Origin of the sequence: Lactobacillus sp. ESL0700 (assembly GCF_029392095.1) — a bacterium.
Taxonomy (GTDB): Bacteria; Bacillota; Bacilli; order Lactobacillales; family Lactobacillaceae; genus Lactobacillus.
In genome coordinates this window covers 911920-927170 of the sequence record NZ_CP113930.1, presented here as the reverse complement: position 1 = coordinate 927170, position 15251 = coordinate 911920, and the positions used below count along the sequence as shown (strand labels likewise).

General features: G+C 40.9%; 15 protein-coding genes. 4 read left to right on the top strand and 11 right to left on the bottom strand.

Annotated features, from left to right (window positions below):
* Window positions 1–14 precede the first annotated feature (14 nt).
* From OZX63_RS04430 to typA, 6 genes are all read right to left on the bottom strand, one after another.
* Window positions 15–1064: a SepM family pheromone-processing serine protease gene (locus OZX63_RS04430; RefSeq protein WP_277144963.1), complete on the bottom strand. Its 1050-nt coding sequence runs from the start codon at window positions 1062–1064 to the stop codon at window positions 15–17.
* A gap of 2 nt (window positions 1065–1066) precedes the next feature.
* Window positions 1067–1546 (bottom strand): pantetheine-phosphate adenylyltransferase, encoded by a 480-nt coding sequence (gene coaD, locus OZX63_RS04425; protein ID WP_277144961.1) that lies wholly within the window; start codon window positions 1544–1546, stop codon window positions 1067–1069.
* Complete coding sequence (gene rsmD, locus OZX63_RS04420; RefSeq protein WP_277144959.1) at window positions 1546–2097, bottom strand: 16S rRNA (guanine(966)-N(2))-methyltransferase RsmD; 552 nt, start codon at window positions 2095–2097, stop codon at window positions 1546–1548. The genes coaD and rsmD overlap by 1 nt, the downstream gene beginning before the upstream one ends.
* Window positions 2094–2435, bottom strand: a complete 342-nt coding sequence (locus tag OZX63_RS04415) for a YlbG family protein (RefSeq protein WP_277144957.1) — start codon at window positions 2433–2435, stop codon at window positions 2094–2096. Before OZX63_RS04415 ends, rsmD begins: the two co-directional genes overlap by 4 nt.
* Window positions 2435–3604, bottom strand: a complete 1170-nt coding sequence (locus OZX63_RS04410) for an FtsW/RodA/SpoVE family cell cycle protein (RefSeq protein ID WP_277144955.1) — start codon at window positions 3602–3604, stop codon at window positions 2435–2437. Before OZX63_RS04410 ends, OZX63_RS04415 begins: the two co-directional genes overlap by 1 nt.
* A 102-nt stretch (window positions 3605–3706) precedes the next feature.
* Window positions 3707–5548, bottom strand: coding sequence for a translational GTPase TypA (typA, locus tag OZX63_RS04405; protein WP_277144953.1), 1842 nt, complete (start codon window positions 5546–5548; stop codon window positions 3707–3709).
* 256 nt (window positions 5549–5804) lie between these two features.
* Here typA and def point away from each other — a divergent pair, with 256 nt between their 5' ends.
* From def to OZX63_RS04385, 4 genes are all read left to right on the top strand, one after another.
* Complete coding sequence (gene def / locus OZX63_RS04400) at window positions 5805–6359, top strand: peptide deformylase (RefSeq protein WP_277144952.1); 555 nt, start codon at window positions 5805–5807, stop codon at window positions 6357–6359.
* Window positions 6360–6535: 176 nt separating this feature from the next.
* Window positions 6536–6760: a DNA-dependent RNA polymerase subunit epsilon gene (locus tag OZX63_RS04395; protein ID WP_277132629.1), complete on the top strand. Its 225-nt coding sequence runs from the start codon at window positions 6536–6538 to the stop codon at window positions 6758–6760.
* Window positions 6761–6765: 5 nt separating this feature from the next.
* Window positions 6766–8445, top strand: coding sequence for a ribonuclease J (locus OZX63_RS04390; protein ID WP_277144950.1), 1680 nt, complete (start codon window positions 6766–6768; stop codon window positions 8443–8445).
* 35 nt (window positions 8446–8480) lie between these two features.
* Window positions 8481–9428, top strand: coding sequence for a diacylglycerol kinase family protein (locus tag OZX63_RS04385; protein WP_277163681.1), 948 nt, complete (start codon window positions 8481–8483; stop codon window positions 9426–9428).
* Between the two features lie 42 nt (window positions 9429–9470).
* On the opposite strand, the gene OZX63_RS04380 is transcribed toward OZX63_RS04385, so the two are convergent.
* The 5 genes from OZX63_RS04380 to OZX63_RS04360 form a co-directional block, all read right to left on the bottom strand.
* Window positions 9471–11027: an APC family permease gene (locus OZX63_RS04380; protein WP_277144946.1), complete on the bottom strand. Its 1557-nt coding sequence runs from the start codon at window positions 11025–11027 to the stop codon at window positions 9471–9473.
* Between the two features lie 156 nt (window positions 11028–11183).
* On the bottom strand, window positions 11184–11570 hold the full coding sequence (locus OZX63_RS04375) for a DUF1828 domain-containing protein (RefSeq protein WP_277144944.1): 387 nt from the start codon (window positions 11568–11570) through the stop codon (window positions 11184–11186).
* 14 nt (window positions 11571–11584) lie between these two features.
* Entirely contained in the window at window positions 11585–13948 is a 2364-nt protein-coding gene (locus tag OZX63_RS04370; RefSeq protein WP_277144943.1) for an ATP-dependent RecD-like DNA helicase, read from the bottom strand.
* Window positions 13941–14579 (bottom strand): tetratricopeptide repeat protein, encoded by a 639-nt coding sequence (locus tag OZX63_RS04365; protein ID WP_277144942.1) that lies wholly within the window; start codon window positions 14577–14579, stop codon window positions 13941–13943. The genes OZX63_RS04370 and OZX63_RS04365 overlap by 8 nt, the downstream gene beginning before the upstream one ends.
* Complete coding sequence (locus OZX63_RS04360; RefSeq protein ID WP_277144940.1) at window positions 14580–15239, bottom strand: histidine phosphatase family protein; 660 nt, start codon at window positions 15237–15239, stop codon at window positions 14580–14582. It lies immediately after the preceding gene.
* Window positions 15240–15251 lie beyond the last annotated feature (12 nt).

Below are 15251 nucleotides of genomic sequence, written 5' to 3'. Positions count from 1 at the left end.
TCTGGACTTTTTGATTAATAATGTTGTTTTAAATAATTGAGTGCATCGGTAAAGGTCCTGACGGGAACAACTTTCATCTTTGAATGAATTGCGCGTGCCGTTTTCTTAGCAACTACATAATTGCTAGCCGACTTTTTGACACCAGTTGTATCGATCGGCGCAAAAAAGACTTCGGCACCAACTCTATCTGCGGCGACAACCTTCTTATCAACCCCGCCAATAATGCCTACCTTACCACTAGGTGCAATTGTCCCAGTACCAGCAATCTTATGTCCTCGAGCTAATTGACGGCCCGTAAAAGTTTCATAACTGGTTAACGTAAACATCAGACCCGCCGACGGGCCACCGATTTCACCTGCGTCAATTGTCAATCGCGGTTTAGTAGTAACCTGAACATGTTCAACTAGCTGTATGCCAATTCCAGGCTTGCCAGTTCCCGCCACCTTCACAATCTTACCGGTAAAAAACTGCTTTTTGCCTTCACGTAGCACCATAATTTTAATCTGCGAGTGAAGCGGCTGCTTTTGCAAATATTGCATCATTTCTTCGGTTGATTTAAAGCGGTGACCGTTAGCCCCAAGGACAGTATCACCAACTTGCAATTTGCCCTTAAAACTCGACTGTTTCTGGACTTGCATCACATAAACGCCCTTATAATTGAGTTGCGGCTTTAAGCCCGCTGTTTTTGCAGCGTAGTAAATTGCATTTTGCTGGCTGGTTTCCATAAACCAATTCTGCAATTCTTGATATTGACTATTGGTTTGCCCGCCAAGTAATTCGGAACTCGGGATTCGCGTTGTATATTTTTGCGTATAGCTCCATAAATATTGCAGCACGGTTGCCGGCTGACTGGTTTCACTCACCGTTACCAAATATAAATTATTAGGTGCATGTTGACTGCTTTTCACAAATTGACCGGTAGAAACAGCTGCCCCTGGCATTTCTAGGTAATAATTAGTTGGCCAACTTAGGCCAACAACTGCTAACACGAAAAAAATAATTCCAAATAGCCAGTTGCGTAGTCGTCTTTTGCCTTGTGGCGAATTTTGATGCTCGTTTGTCATAATTATCCCAACTTTTGCTTTACAGCTTCAGCTGCCATTTTAGGCAGAAAAGCACTAATATCGCCGTGAAAATGAGCAACCTCTTTGATAATACTTGAGGCAACAAAACTATCTTCTGGCTTGGTAAATAGCAAAACCGTTGCCACTTCTGGCACCATTTTTTTATTCATCGCTGCGATTTCCTGCTCATACAAAAAGTCGGAACTGTTGCGCACGCCGCGAACAATTGCCTTTGCATGCAATTCACGCGCCACATTAACTGTTAGATCTTCCGGCCGTTTTAAAACTTCAACATTAGGGCAATCCTTTAACGCATCTTGGGCAAAAGCAACCCGCTCATCAACGGTAAATAAATATTTTTTCGCCATATTAGTCATTACAACCACGTACAGCTTATCAAACATCCCCGCAGCCTGCTTGATAACGCCAACATGACCATTCGTAATTGGGTCAAAACTTCCCGGAAACAATGCAGCCGTCATTACTTTTCCCTCCGATAAAAGCGGACAATCGTTTTGCCCAAATGATGCTCCTTAATTAAGGCAAAATCAGCAATGTCACCTAAACTGGTTTCATCATCGGTCTCTGCAACAATTAATGCGTCTGGCGTTAACAAGTCTAGTTCCACCATTTTTTGCATATCTTTTGCAATTTGCTGCTTAGCATACGGCGGATCTAAAAACACTAAGTCGAACTGCTGCTCATCCTGGGCTAATTTTTTAAGCGCAACACTACTGGACATTTTATAAACCGAAAACCGCTCTTCTTCCTTAGTGAGCGCAACATTCTTGCGAATAATTTCTACCGCTGCGTAATTAATATCAACTATTGTTGCGTGGTCACAGCCCCGCGACACTGCTTCAATTCCTAAAGCACCACTGCCGCCATACAGGTCAAGCACTTGCCCACCAGAAAAAAATTGCCCCAGACTATTAAACAGCGATTCCTTAACCTTATCGCTTGTTGGTCTTGTCTTTTGGCTTTTTAGCGTAAATAAATTGCGTTTAGCATATTTGCCAGAAATAATTCTCATGATAAATGTTCCAATTTTTCTTGTTCTTTTAATAGTTTATCTTCTGCGGCTTGTGCCATCTCTGTAATTTGTTGTTCAATATGACTGCTCGATAAGTCCAAGTTTTCCTCACTTGATTTTTCTACTTTTTTAACAAAATCAAGTGAATTCAACTTTTGGATTACCTGATCAATTTCTTCTTGATCAGTATATAAAACGCAGTAACACATTTTTTTAGAAAAATAAACAATATCGCCATAATGCCGTAACTTGTATTGGTTACTAACCGAATCAAGGTAGACAATTAGGCCCTGTCTCTTAGTCACAGGAGTATCCTGCAAGTCCTGATTAATACTCATTATTCACGCTCCTTTTCCATTCTTTCATTAGCTGCCACGTTAAGTACTAGGCCAATCGATGCGGAAAGGACGATCATTGACGACCCACCATAAGAAATAAACGGCAAGGTTACCCCCGTAATTGGGAGCAAACCCAGTACCGCACCAACGTTAAATAAAGTTTCTGTAAAAATAATCGTGGCTACACCAAAACAAATTAGGGCATCAAATTGGGACTTGGCATGAATGCCAACCTCCATAATGCTCCACATTAAGTAAAAGATTAGCCCAACGATAACAATCGCGCCAACTGCGCCAAGTTCCTCAGCGGCAATTGACAAGATAAAGTCTGTGTATGGCTCCGGTAAGTAGCCGCGCTTTTGCATACTATTACCAAGACCAACGCCAAATAGGCCACCATTATGAATTGCGTAGTAGGAATTAACAAGCTGTGCGCCACCTTTTTGCTGCAATTGAAACGGGTGTAAAAACGACATAAAACGTTGATATTGGTAACTAGTTTGCAAAAATTTGGGATTCCAATGCACCACCAGTGCCGCTAGCAAAAAGACGCCAACACCAATGCCAACTAGCCAAAGCAACGCCATTTTGGCAGGAATGCCTGACATTGCAAACATTACAATCACAATCATTGCTAAGATTGCAGTTCCCCCAAAGTCCGGTTCAAGTAATACCAAGAACATCATGATCACTGCTATAAATGCTGGCCGTGATAAGTTTTCGATAATATGCCCCAGTCTAAAAGCACCATCATGCCGGTCTAAAATAAAGGCAAGATAAACAACTAAGGCCAATTTGGCAATTTCCAGTGGTTGAATCTTGATAACTTTTAAGTCAATCCAACCAACTGCCCCATTAACAGCTGCTGCCGACCCTTTGATAACTTTTAAGCCAATCAAGTAAGCGAGCAATAACATGCTAATTCCTAAAAACCACTCAACAAACTTAGCACTTTTAAAGTTTTCAAGTCGTAGTCTTAAAAACAAAAAGGCAAAAACTAGTCCAGCAACAGCATACTCTGCCTGCCTAACACCATAAACTGACGGCTTAAAACCATTTACCAGCAAAATATCAGAACTTGCTGAATAAACCATAATGATTCCGATAACAATCAGTAACAAATATGGAACTAAAATATTGTAATTCAAATGGTGTATTTTTTCACGCACGGATAGCCTCTCCTTCAGGGTAAAAACCTGCTTTTATTATAAAGCAAAAAGAGCACCACTTCATTAGGTGAATGCTCTTTTTTTGAATTTGTTAAACTTTGATTAGTTGCGGTTACGCTTCTTGTCAGCCTTTTGACGTTCTGAAGTGTTCAAAATCTTCTTCCGAAGACGGATTGATTCAGGAGTAACTTCACAATATTCATCTTCATTTAAGAATTCAATTGCTTCTTCCAAAGTCAATTTCTTTGGTGCGTGGATAGCAGCAGCATGGTCTTTACCAGCAGCACGAGTGTTAGTTAAGTTCTTACCCTTAATAACGTTAACGGCAATATCACGATCACGAGAAGATTGACCAACAATCATTCCTTCGTAAACTTCAACACCGGCACCGATAAATAATTGACCACGTTGTTCTACAGTTTGCAATGAGTAAGTAGTTGACTTACCTTGACTGATTGAAACCAAAGCACCGTTTACTCGACCTGGTTCCCAGTTCTTAACAACTGGCTTGTATGAATCAAAACTGTGGTTCATGATTCCGTAACCACCAGTTTGTGACATAAATTCGTTGTTGTAACCAATCAAGCCACGAGATGGTACTAAGAAGTCAAGACGAGTTTGACCATTACCAGTTGAGGTCATGTTCTGCATCTCACCTTTTCTTTGTGATAAGGAGTCAATAACTGAACCAACGTATTCATCTGGAGTATCAACTTGAACAGCTTCAAATGGTTCACACATTGTACCGTCAACTTCACGGTAAATAACCTTTGGCCGTGAAAGTTGTAATTCAAAGCCTTCACGACGCATTTCTTCAACTAAGATTGACAAGTGAAGTTCACCACGACCAGAAACAGTCCAAGCGTTAATTTGGTCAGTTGGTTCAACCTTCAAAGAAACATCGGTCCGAGTTTGCTTAATCAAACGATCTTCCAATTTCTTAGGGGTAACCTTGTCACCTTCACGACCAGCAAATGGTGAGTCACTAGCAACAAAGTCCATCTGCAAAGTTGGTGGATCAATCTTAAGTAATGGCAATGCTTCTGGGTGTTCAGCTGAAGCAATTGTTTCACCGACAAAAATGTCGTTAATTCCGCTGATCGCAATAATGTCACCAGCTTTAGCTTCCTTAATTTCGTTACGCTTCAAACCAAAGAAACCAAAGAGCTTAGTAACGCGGAAGTTTTGAGTTGAGCCATCACGCTTCATAACAGTGATGTTGTCGCCAACCTTAACTTGGCCGCGGTAAATACGACCAACACCAATACGACCAACATAGTCATCCCAGTCAAGCATTGTGATTTGGAATTGTAATGGTTCATCAACGTTGTCAAGTGGAGCTGGAATTGCCTTAAGAATGGTATCAAAAATTGGATCCATTGTTTCTTTTTGAGTTGCTGGATCAGCTTCGTATGAAGAAGTTCCGTTCAAGGCTGAAGCATAAACAACTGGGAAGTCAAGCTGTTCATCATTGGCACCTAATTCAATGAAGAGTTCCAATACTTCATCCATAACTTGCTTAGGGCGAGCACCTGGACGGTCAATCTTGTTGATAACAACGATTGGCTTAACACCAGCTTCCAAAGCCTTTTTCAGCACGAAACGAGTCTGCGGCATTGTACCTTCGTAGGCATCAACCAAAAGTAATGCCCCATCAACCATGTGCATGATTCGCTCAACTTCACCACCAAAGTCGGCGTGTCCCGGCGTATCCAAAATGTTGATTGTAGTATCGTGGTATTTAACTGCAGTATTCTTAGATAAGATAGTAATACCACGTTCACGTTCAATATCGTTTGAATCCATTGCCCGGTCTTCCAAAGCCATATGCTCAGGTAGAGTGTCGGATTGCTTCAATAATTGGTTAACCAAAGTAGTCTTACCGTGGTCAACGTGAGCTATGATAGCTATATTTCTAATATCGTCTCTTCTTTTTTCTGACAAAAGTATTCCTCCTCCACTCCTCAATAAAAAAACTGTGACTTTGTCACAGTTTCGGCGGCATGCTTAAAACATGCTGATCGAAGTGTTTTAATATCTGTGTAGTTACGCTCATTGATTTTACCACCTAAGTATATGCAGGTCAACGTTTAACCCTCTTTTTCAAAATTGAAAAGTGTTATAGAATAAAAGTCAGACAATTAAACCAGATTTATGGTAAAAATATAAGTATAACTTTTAGATGAAAGAGTGAATTTAATTGATTTTAATGAAAGATATTACCCGCGATGGTAATCCAGTATTGCGTAAAGTGGCTCAGCCATTGACTTTCCCACTTAGTGACCACTATCGCCAATTAGCTGACGAAATGATGGAATACCTAATTAATTCGCAAGATCCTAAAATTGCCAAAAAGCACCAGTTACGTGCGGGTGTTGGTCTGGCTGCACCCCAAGTTGGCGAAAGTGTCCAAATGGCCTCACTGCTTGTACCAAATGAAAAGAACGAAATTATTTTTAAGGAAACTTTTGTCAATCCCGAGATTTTGTCCGAATCAGTCCGCCAAGCTTGCCTGAGTGAAGGTGAAGGCTGCCTGAGTGTTGACAAGGTAATTGATGGTTATGTGCCACGTCCTGATAAGTTAAAGATTCATTATTATACTGTTGATGGTGAAGAAAAGACCATTCGCTTAAAGGACTACCCAGCAATTGTTGCTTCTCACGAAATTGAGCACTTGCGTGGTCACCTCTTTTATGACCGGATCAACAAGCAAGACCCATTTAAGTTAGACGAAGACACAGTCGTTATTTATTAGTTAAGCTAAAGACAAGGGAGCCGCCAATGCCTGTTTGACGGCTTTTTTGCTTAACTATTTAAAACTTGTTTCTATACTTGCCATTGCAATTATGGTAGAATTTTTATTAGCTATTGAATATTTTTGCAAATATTCATCTTAAGAACGTTTTTATAACTGAATAGGAGAATACAAAGATGATCTACAAAGTTTTGTATCAAAAAGACAAGGTTGTTAACCCACGTAGAGAAACAACCGAAACTCTTTATATGGAAGCTGACAACATGGTCAGTGCCCGGACATTGGTTGAGGAAAATACCCCCTACAACATCGAACTCATCCAAGAACTCGCAGGTAATTCATTAGATTACGAAAAAGAACACGCTGATTTTAAATTAACGTCGTTTGAGAGCAAGAAGTAGTTTTCGTGCGCATTAAAAATAATGAAGTTGCCGTTTTTGCAATCGGGGGGTTGCACGAAATCGGCAAAAATATGTATTGTGTTCAATATCAAGATGAGATTATCATCATGGATTGTGGGATTAAGTTCCCAGAAGATGATTTACTGGGAATTAACTACGTTATTTCCGACTATTCTTACTTAGTTAAGAATCGCAAGAAAATTAAGGCGTTAGTTGTCAGTCACGGTCACGAAGACCACATTGGTGGTATCCCGTTTTTACTAGAAAAAATTCCAGAAATTCCGGTTTACGCCACTCCGTTTGCCTTGGCCTTGATTAAGGGCAAGCTTGAAGAACATGGTATCTTAAGAACAACTGAACTTCACGAAGAACACGAAGACACTGTCCTCAAATTCAAGAAGTTATCCGTTGAATTCTTCAGAACCACCCACTCAATTCCTGACACCTTAGGAATTGCCGTTCATACACCACTTGGTGCAGTTGTCTTTACTGGTGACTTTAAGTTCGACTTAACCCCAGTAATGAACCAACCAGCTCCGGACTTCCAAAAGATGGCTAAATTAGGAAAGGATGGCGTCTTAGCCCTTCTCTCCGACTCAACTAACGCAGAAGTTACCCAGTTTACCAAGTCTGAACGTTTTGTAGCCAAATCGCTGCATGACATTATCACTGGGATTCATGGCCGAATTATCTTTGCCACGTTTGCTTCTAACCTTTATCGGGTATCAACAGCTATTCAGGCTGCCATTGATACGGGACGTAAAGTAGCCATTTTTGGTCGTAGTATGGAAAACGGCGTGCAAAATGGGATTGACCTCGGCTATCTGAATGTTCCTGAAGGATTAATCGTCGATGCCAATGAAATTAACCACACACCAGCTGATCAGGCCATGATTTTATGTACTGGTTCGCAAGGCGAACCATTAGCTGCCCTTTCACGGATTGCCAATGGGACCCACAGACAAATTAGTTTGCAGCCTGGAGATACGATTATCTTCTCGTCTAACCCAATTCCTGGGAACACTTTGAGTGTTAACCACCTAATCAATAAGTTGATGGAAGGCGGCGCTAATATTGTTCACGGCCGGGTTAATAACGTTCATACTTCCGGACATGGTGGTCAAGAAGAACTAAAAATGATGGTTCGCTTGACCCACCCGCAATATATGATTCCGGTTCACGGCGAGTACCGCATGCAAGTGATCCATACAGAATTAGCCCAAGCTGCTGGGGTTCCAGCAGACCATACTTTTGTTTTGGAAAATGGTGAGGTGCTCTGCTTCAGTCCCGAAGGTTCCAGAATTGCTGGACATATTCCAGCAGGCGATGTTTACGTTGATACTTCAGGGACTGCTGACGTTGGCAACGTTGTTGTTCATGACCGCCAGGTCCTATCCGAAGAAGGCTTAGTAGTTGCGGTTGCCACTGTTGACTACAAGCATAAGCGAGTTTTAGCTGGACCTGATGTTTTAAGCCGTGGTTTTGTCTATATGCGCGAGTCAACTGATTTAATTAGTCAAGCTCAAAAGCATATCTACCACGTACTTAAATCAGAAATGGATAAGACTGATCATCCTAAGGACAGCGTTATCCGTAAGGCAATTGTTGAAAATCTTTCTGACTTTTTATATTCAAGAACCAAGAGACGGCCAATGATTTTGCCAATGATTGTTGAAAAGAAATAATAAAAAGCCCGTTAGGGCTTTTTTAGTATATAAAGATGAGTAATAAAATGAAATTACACCTGCTGGTTAACGAAATAGCTGGTAACGGCCAAGGTAAAAAAAGTTTTAGCAAATTAGTACAACTACTAGTTGATGCCAATATTAATTTTGACTTTCAAAAGAGTACCTACGCCGGCGAATTGATTAAGCTGGCCCAAGATTATAGTGACCAAAAACATTCTCCAAGCGATGTCTTATTAATTATTGGCGGCGACGGTTCGCTTAATGAAGTATTAAACGGCATTAAACGCTCTGCTAATCCCAAAACTCCTTTTGCCTACCTACCCGCTGGCACCGGTAATGATTTTGCCCGAGCTGCTAAATTAACATCTAATCCGGAAAAATTGCTGGCAAGCTTACAAAAGGATTTATCCCCTAAAAGAATTGACTGCGGCCAGTTCCAATTAGCTGGCTACAAGGATCAAACCAGTTACTTTGCTAACAGCTTCGGCATTGGCTTTGATGCTTATGTTAATCATTTTAGCAACCACTCAAAACTAAAAGAAATGCTCAACAAAGTGAATGAGGGCAAACTAATTTATGGTGCTAATATTTTACGTGCTCTGCGCAAGCAAAATACCTTTAGTGTAGAAGTTCGCAGTGCAACCAATAAGATGCAATTTGATGATGCCTTTTTAGTGACCACCACCAACCATCCCTACTTTGGCGGTGGCTTCCCGCTATTGCCAAGTGCCAAGATTACAAGCCACCGGATCGATACAATTGTTATCGAAAAGTTCAGCATTCCTAAATTAGTCAATTTGCTTTATCATTTGCTCAAAGATGGTTCTCATGTTAACGACCCACAATTTCATTATATTGAAGCTAAAGAAATAATTGTTAAAACTGAGCAAAAAGAATTTGCGCAAGTAGATGGTGAGGAAATTTACCAGCGACCATTTAATTTAAAATTAAAGGTCAGTCATTTTAATCTATTAAAATAAAAAATCGGTTTCGTAATTAATAGTTACGAGACCGATTTTTATTTATTCTTCTATCTGAGCTTTTTGATTAATTTGTGCAGCTTGGTCTAAATCAGGGCCAGCATAAGCACTATGGACACCCCAATAGTAAAAGCCAATACTAATTATCGCCACAATTACCAAATCCCAGGGATAATGCAGCCAATTAAGTCCGCCAAATTCTTTAGCACCCAAAACTGATAGCCCAGCCATCATTACCAGGTAACAAATTAGCCACCAGCTACCGCGGAGAGCTTGCTTAAACTGATGATCGTTATTCTTCCACTCATAATAAGCATAAATTGGCATCCCTGCCAAAATAACCAGCATTACTTCCCAAGTAGTTGGAAATTGGCCCCAGTAAACAGCTAAACTGGTTAAAACAAAGGTGATTGGTGCCAGTGCCTTCAAGTGACGTAACTTAATCGGGCGGTTAAATTTCGGTGCTAACTTACGCAATGCCGTTGTCGAAACCGGTCCAGTTAAATACGCAATTAAAGTAGAAGTGGCAATCACACTTGCCAGCTGGCCCCAATTTGGAAACAAGGTTACAAGAATGATGCTAACAATTAAACTTGCCAGCATTGCCTTGTGCGGCGTGTGATATTTATTATCCAATTTAGTTAAAAATTGCGGTAAGTGCCGGTTTTCAGCCATTGCGGCAAGTGATCTGCTCGTTGTTGCCATAAACGCAATTCCAGTACCAAACGGCGACACAAACGCGTCGATATATAGCAAAATAGATAACCAATTCAGCCCTAATAACACTGCCAGTTGAGCAAATGGTGAACTAAAATTAATTCCTGACCAGCCTTTTACCTGAATCAAATGATGCGGCATACTGGCTACAAACGTAAATTGCAGCAGCGTATATAATAACGCACTTAATCCCAATGAAATAATAATCGCACGCCGCATATTTTTCTGCGGATTTTCAATTTCGCTCCCAAGGTTAATAACCGTTTGGAACGCGTCGTAAGAAAAAATTATTCCAGCACTAGTAGTTGCCGTTAAAATTGGCGCGGTCCCGTTAGGAAACCAATTTGTAGTTGTTAACGCTAAGTTCTGTGCATTAAAGCCAGACATCAGCAGCAAAATAAAGGTTAAAGTTGGAATGATAATTTTAAACCACGTGATAGTATTGGAAAAACGCGCCATCAAATTAACGGAATAATAATTAATCCATGTAAAAATGCCCATAAAGGCAAACACGACCAATAGGCCTAGTCCCGTGATTTGTCCGTGATGCATTAATTGGTGAAACCCGCGCGCCCACGGCCATGGCCATGAACTTAAATATTGAACTGCAGCTACGGCTTCAATTGGTAAAATTGTCTCAAGCGAAACCCAGTTAGCCCATGCAGCAATGAAGCCCAGCAGTGACCCGTGAGTGTACTGTGCAAACCGACTCATGCCCCCACTCTGCTGGAACATTGTTCCCATTTCAGTATAAACAATGGCAATAAAACCCATGATAACGGCACCGATTAGCCAAGAAAAAATGGCCGCAGGTCCTGCTAAATGTGCACCCTCTCCGGCACCAAATAGCCAACCCGAGCCAATAATCGAACCTAATGACAAAAGAGTTAGTGATACTAACCCAATTTTTTGCTTCTTAATTTTTATTACCTCATTTCATAAAGTTAATTTTGCCCCTTCTGGTATAAATGTCAAGCATCAAAATCAAGGTAACCGCAACCAAGCGAAGAAACAATTTTGAATAATACTAACCTTTTTTTAACCTAGATACGAAATAGCAACTTGCAGCTGTGCCAACTTAATGATTGCCTGAGCCAAGTTTTCCTGTTTAACCTGAATGGAAATTTCACAATTTTCTTCATTGAAATCATAACCCGCCCCTAAAGCAATCTCAGCGGTTGTTTCAAATAAATCTGTGTCACTAATTCCGGGGTCAAGTTTAAATAAAATCCGCCCATCGTCGGTTACTAAATAATCCTCGCCAACTTGTTGGACAAAACAATAAACTGTATCACCATAAGAATCAATTGCAGTCGTTGCCACTTCCCAAGTATCGCTGCTAACGGCGGTAACGCCAGTGTGACTTGCAATCCAATCGCCGATTGCTTGTTTAAGTTGCACTGGCTTTGTTAGTTCTTTTATCATTATTTACCTCTATTTTATGTGCGGGACACCAATTTAATGCCGCGCATGCCAATCATCGGATCAATTTCACCAGAATAAATCAATTCTGATGTCAAAATATAATCCTTCGGCTCACTATTTTGCTCTTTAGTCGAAGTTTCAGCCACAGCCTGTTCATCGTCAGCTTCATCTGGCTCCTGCTCAAGTAATTTTTGCAGTTTGGCGGTCAAGCCAGTTTTTCGGTCATTGCCCGATGTATTGAGTGCCATCACGTAAGCGCGTGGATCGCCAACTAAAACCAAATTTTTCTCTGCCCGCGTAACTGCCGTGTATAACAGATTGCGTTTGAGCATTACATAATTTTGCATAGTCAAATTTAAAATAACCAGCGGAAATTCTGACCCTTGTGATTTATGAATTGTAATGGCATAAGCACGAGTCAGGTCAAACAGGTCTTTTTTACTAAAATTGATTTCTCGACCGTCAAAATCAGCAGTCATGCATTTTTGAGCATTTTTAGAATCGATGGAAATAATTTTCCCAATTTGACCGTTATAAATATCTTTTTCCGGGTTATTCTGCAGTTGTAACACCCGATCACCAATCCGAAAAATTTCATCATGGACTTCAAGATACTTGCTATCAGGTTGAGCTGGGTTCATGATTTCCTGAATCAAATTATTCAGGTTAGTAACCCCGCCTTCCCCGTGATACATTGCCCCAAGAACTTGAATGTCATCTGGTTTAAATTTCTTTAGTGCACGCTCAACAATTTGACTGACCACGTGGCCGATTTCGTGTGGTGGACAAGAAATAAAGGAATAATTTTTAGTCTTTTGGAACAAGGCATCTTGATCAGTACCTTCATTAATATCATGCGCCAAAGTAATAATACTTGAATCGTCGCCTTGCCGGTGAATTTGCGTTAACACCGTCGTCGGCAGCGCTGCTGATTTAATCAAATCACTAAAGACATTGCCTGGGCCAACTGACGGCAGCTGGTCTTTATCACCGACAAAAACAACGTGCTTAGTTTGGTTAATACTTGAAATTAGCTGCTTAAACAGGAACATGTCAACCATGGACATTTCATCAATGATTAAAATTTCACCATTAAGTTCATTTAAGTCGGCTTCATCGTTTTCACCGATCCCTAACCCTAGCATGCGATGAATTGTTTTAGCAGTAATACCGGTGATTTCTTCCATTCTTTTAGCAGCACGACCAGTGGGCGCGGCCAATAGGAACGGTGGATCACTACTGTAAAGAGCGGAAGCTGGTATCTCTGCTAAATCACGCAGCGCTAGCAAAATTCCGTTAATGATTGTCGTCTTACCGGTACCAGGGCCACCTGTCAAAATCGAAATCGGGTGAGTTAAAGCATTTTTAATGGCCGCCTTTTGCGTGTCATCATACTTAATTTTTAACTCTTTTTCGGCCTTTTTAATCGCTTGATTAACGCTGCGATCACTATATTGCTCGTTTTCATCCTGCTCAACTCGCCGTTCAATTAAATTCTTCATTGTTAAGGCGATGTCATTCTCGGTCTGCGCAATATTTTGCAAAGCCGCATTTTCGCCAGAAACAACAACTTTACCATCATGCTGAAGCTGGTTAACACAGCTAGCAATTGGGTCAAACTGGTTAATTTGCAACAGCTTGCTGGTATCTGTCAATAATTGCGCCAACTTAACGTAGGTGTTGCCTTCTTTACTTAGCTCGTCAAGCAAAACCTGAAAAATGGCACCGTTAATTCTACGGGGATCATCACTAGGAATTCCCAGCTCCTGCCCCATACGGTCAGCACTCCTAAACGCGTAACCAGTGACCTCATCAATTGAGGCATAAGGATCTTCTTGGAGCTTGGCCAGCGTTTCACCATGATAGATTTGGTAAAGACGACTGGCAACCTTTTTATTCAAACCGAACTGGGTCAATTTCAAAATGATTTCTGAATAAGAATCCATCGAATTTATGCCAGTAAGCAAACTGTCCTTCTGTTTTTGCGTTAACGGCAATGTAGCAATCTTAGCCGGGTTGTCCTTCAGCACCGCCAAGGCATCAACTCCTAATTCGGCAATAATTGTATTAGCGGCCTTTTTACCAATGCCTGGGAACTTGCTTGAACTCAAATAACGGCTCAAACTGCCTTCCTCATGTGGCAGAGCCTGCTGATAACGATCGCAGCGAAACTGCAAACCAAACTTATTGTGGACCACCAATTTACCTGAAAACTGATAGGTGCCACCGATTTGCACATCACCGAAATTACCGGTGACTTTGATTTCATCCCGGTCATAATCAGCCAGTTTGCCGCTGATCGTCACGTCAAGAATTTTGTATAAATCCTGATTATTTTCAAAAACAATTCCGTTAATTTTGCCTACAAATTCAGTCATTACTATTGCCCTTATCCTTAACTAATTTAAGAATTGATGAATACTGGTCAAGTGCCTGCTGATAATATTTCGGGTCCAATTTTTTCGCTGTTTGCAAAAATTCTTGTGCCTTCTTGCGGTCATCTTCCAAGACTGTAATTCCAAGTAAGAAATTAACTTTCGCACTTCTAGCAGCCGGTGGAATTTGCTCATAACTAGTGCGCGCTTCCTTCAATTGACCCAGGCTAAGCCAAATATCGCCCAATAATTCTCGTACCCGATTATCAAGTTTCTTGATTGTCAATGCATAAGCCAAGGCTTTTTGCTTCTGCCCAATCTTGAGGTAAACCAGTGCTTTTTGATATAAAACCAAATCATCATTTGGAATTTGGTCCAGCAAGGTTAATGCCTTATCAAAATCTCCCTGCATGTAATAGCAGACTGCTAAATCATAATCTAAGTCCTGCGGCTTTTTCACTAGCTGCTTGGCCTGCTCCAATAATTGCGTTGCTTGAGCAAAACTACCCTCATTTAGTAAATAAGTTGCCAGTTGCAAATAATTATCCGCCTTTTGCGGCTGTTGATCGATTTTGGTTATTAATTGGTGAATTTTTTGGTCAATGTCTGCTTGCTTTTTATCCTGTTTCGCCATTTATAATGCATCCGTTTCTGAAAGTTTACGGTCTAAAAAGTCGGTCTCATTCCAAATCAATGAGTGCCAGGTTTGGCCTTGGTCATCGGTAGATAAAATTGTCAAACTAGTGTTATTTAGGCCACCTTTTTGCCGTAAATTTTTAAGCGAAAAGCCTAACAGACCACCCATAATTGCTGACAAAGCAGCACCATGACTAACTGCCAAAACTTTATCATCTGGATTAGAAAATTTCTGCGCAACTTCACGGGCAAAACTTTGACCACGAGCAATCACTTCAGGGTAATTTTCACCACTAATCTGATGCCCCTCATAGCGCTCAGGATGATGCCACAAGTCATCAACTTGTGTAGGATACTTTTGTTCGGCTGCCTTAAATTGCATGCCTTCCATTTTACCTAAGTTAAATTCACGCAGGCGTTCATCAATAATCACCGGTAATTCAGCATTCATTGCATCATCAATTCCTTGCGCCGTATCAAAGGCCCGCTTTAGCGGACTAGCATAAATTGCCCTAAATTTAGTATTTTTTAGGTGCTGACCCAACTTTTTAATATCAATTAAACTTTGCGACAATAGCGGGGAGTCCCCATGTCCTCCTTGAAACCGTTCTTCAAGATTCCACTCTGTTTTTCCATGCCGTACAAAATAAATCTGCATCAGTAATTTTAT

What these genes read in the sequence shown, in the direction of transcription:
- OZX63_RS04430 (WP_277144963.1), bottom strand. Translation starts at nt 1,064, where the DNA reads ATGACAAACGAGCATCAAAATTCGCCACAAGGCAAAAGACGACTACGC.
- coaD (WP_277144961.1), bottom strand. Translation starts at nt 1,546, where the DNA reads ATGACGGCTGCATTGTTTCCGGGAAGTTTTGACCCAATTACGAATGGT.
- rsmD (WP_277144959.1), bottom strand. Translation starts at nt 2,097, where the DNA reads ATGAGAATTATTTCTGGCAAATATGCTAAACGCAATTTATTTACGCTA.
- OZX63_RS04415 (WP_277144957.1), bottom strand. Translation starts at nt 2,435, where the DNA reads ATGAGTATTAATCAGGACTTGCAGGATACTCCTGTGACTAAGAGACAG.
- OZX63_RS04395 (WP_277132629.1), top strand. Translation starts at nt 6,536, where the DNA reads ATGATCTACAAAGTTTTGTATCAAAAAGACAAGGTTGTTAACCCACGT.
- OZX63_RS04385 (WP_277163681.1), top strand. Translation starts at nt 8,481, where the DNA reads ATGAGTAATAAAATGAAATTACACCTGCTGGTTAACGAAATAGCTGGT.
- OZX63_RS04375 (WP_277144944.1), bottom strand. Translation starts at nt 11,570, where the DNA reads ATGATAAAAGAACTAACAAAGCCAGTGCAACTTAAACAAGCAATCGGC.
- OZX63_RS04370 (WP_277144943.1), bottom strand. Translation starts at nt 13,948, where the DNA reads ATGACTGAATTTGTAGGCAAAATTAACGGAATTGTTTTTGAAAATAAT.
- OZX63_RS04365 (WP_277144942.1), bottom strand. Translation starts at nt 14,579, where the DNA reads ATGGCGAAACAGGATAAAAAGCAAGCAGACATTGACCAAAAAATTCAC.
- OZX63_RS04360 (WP_277144940.1), bottom strand. Translation starts at nt 15,239, where the DNA reads ATGCAGATTTATTTTGTACGGCATGGAAAAACAGAGTGGAATCTTGAA.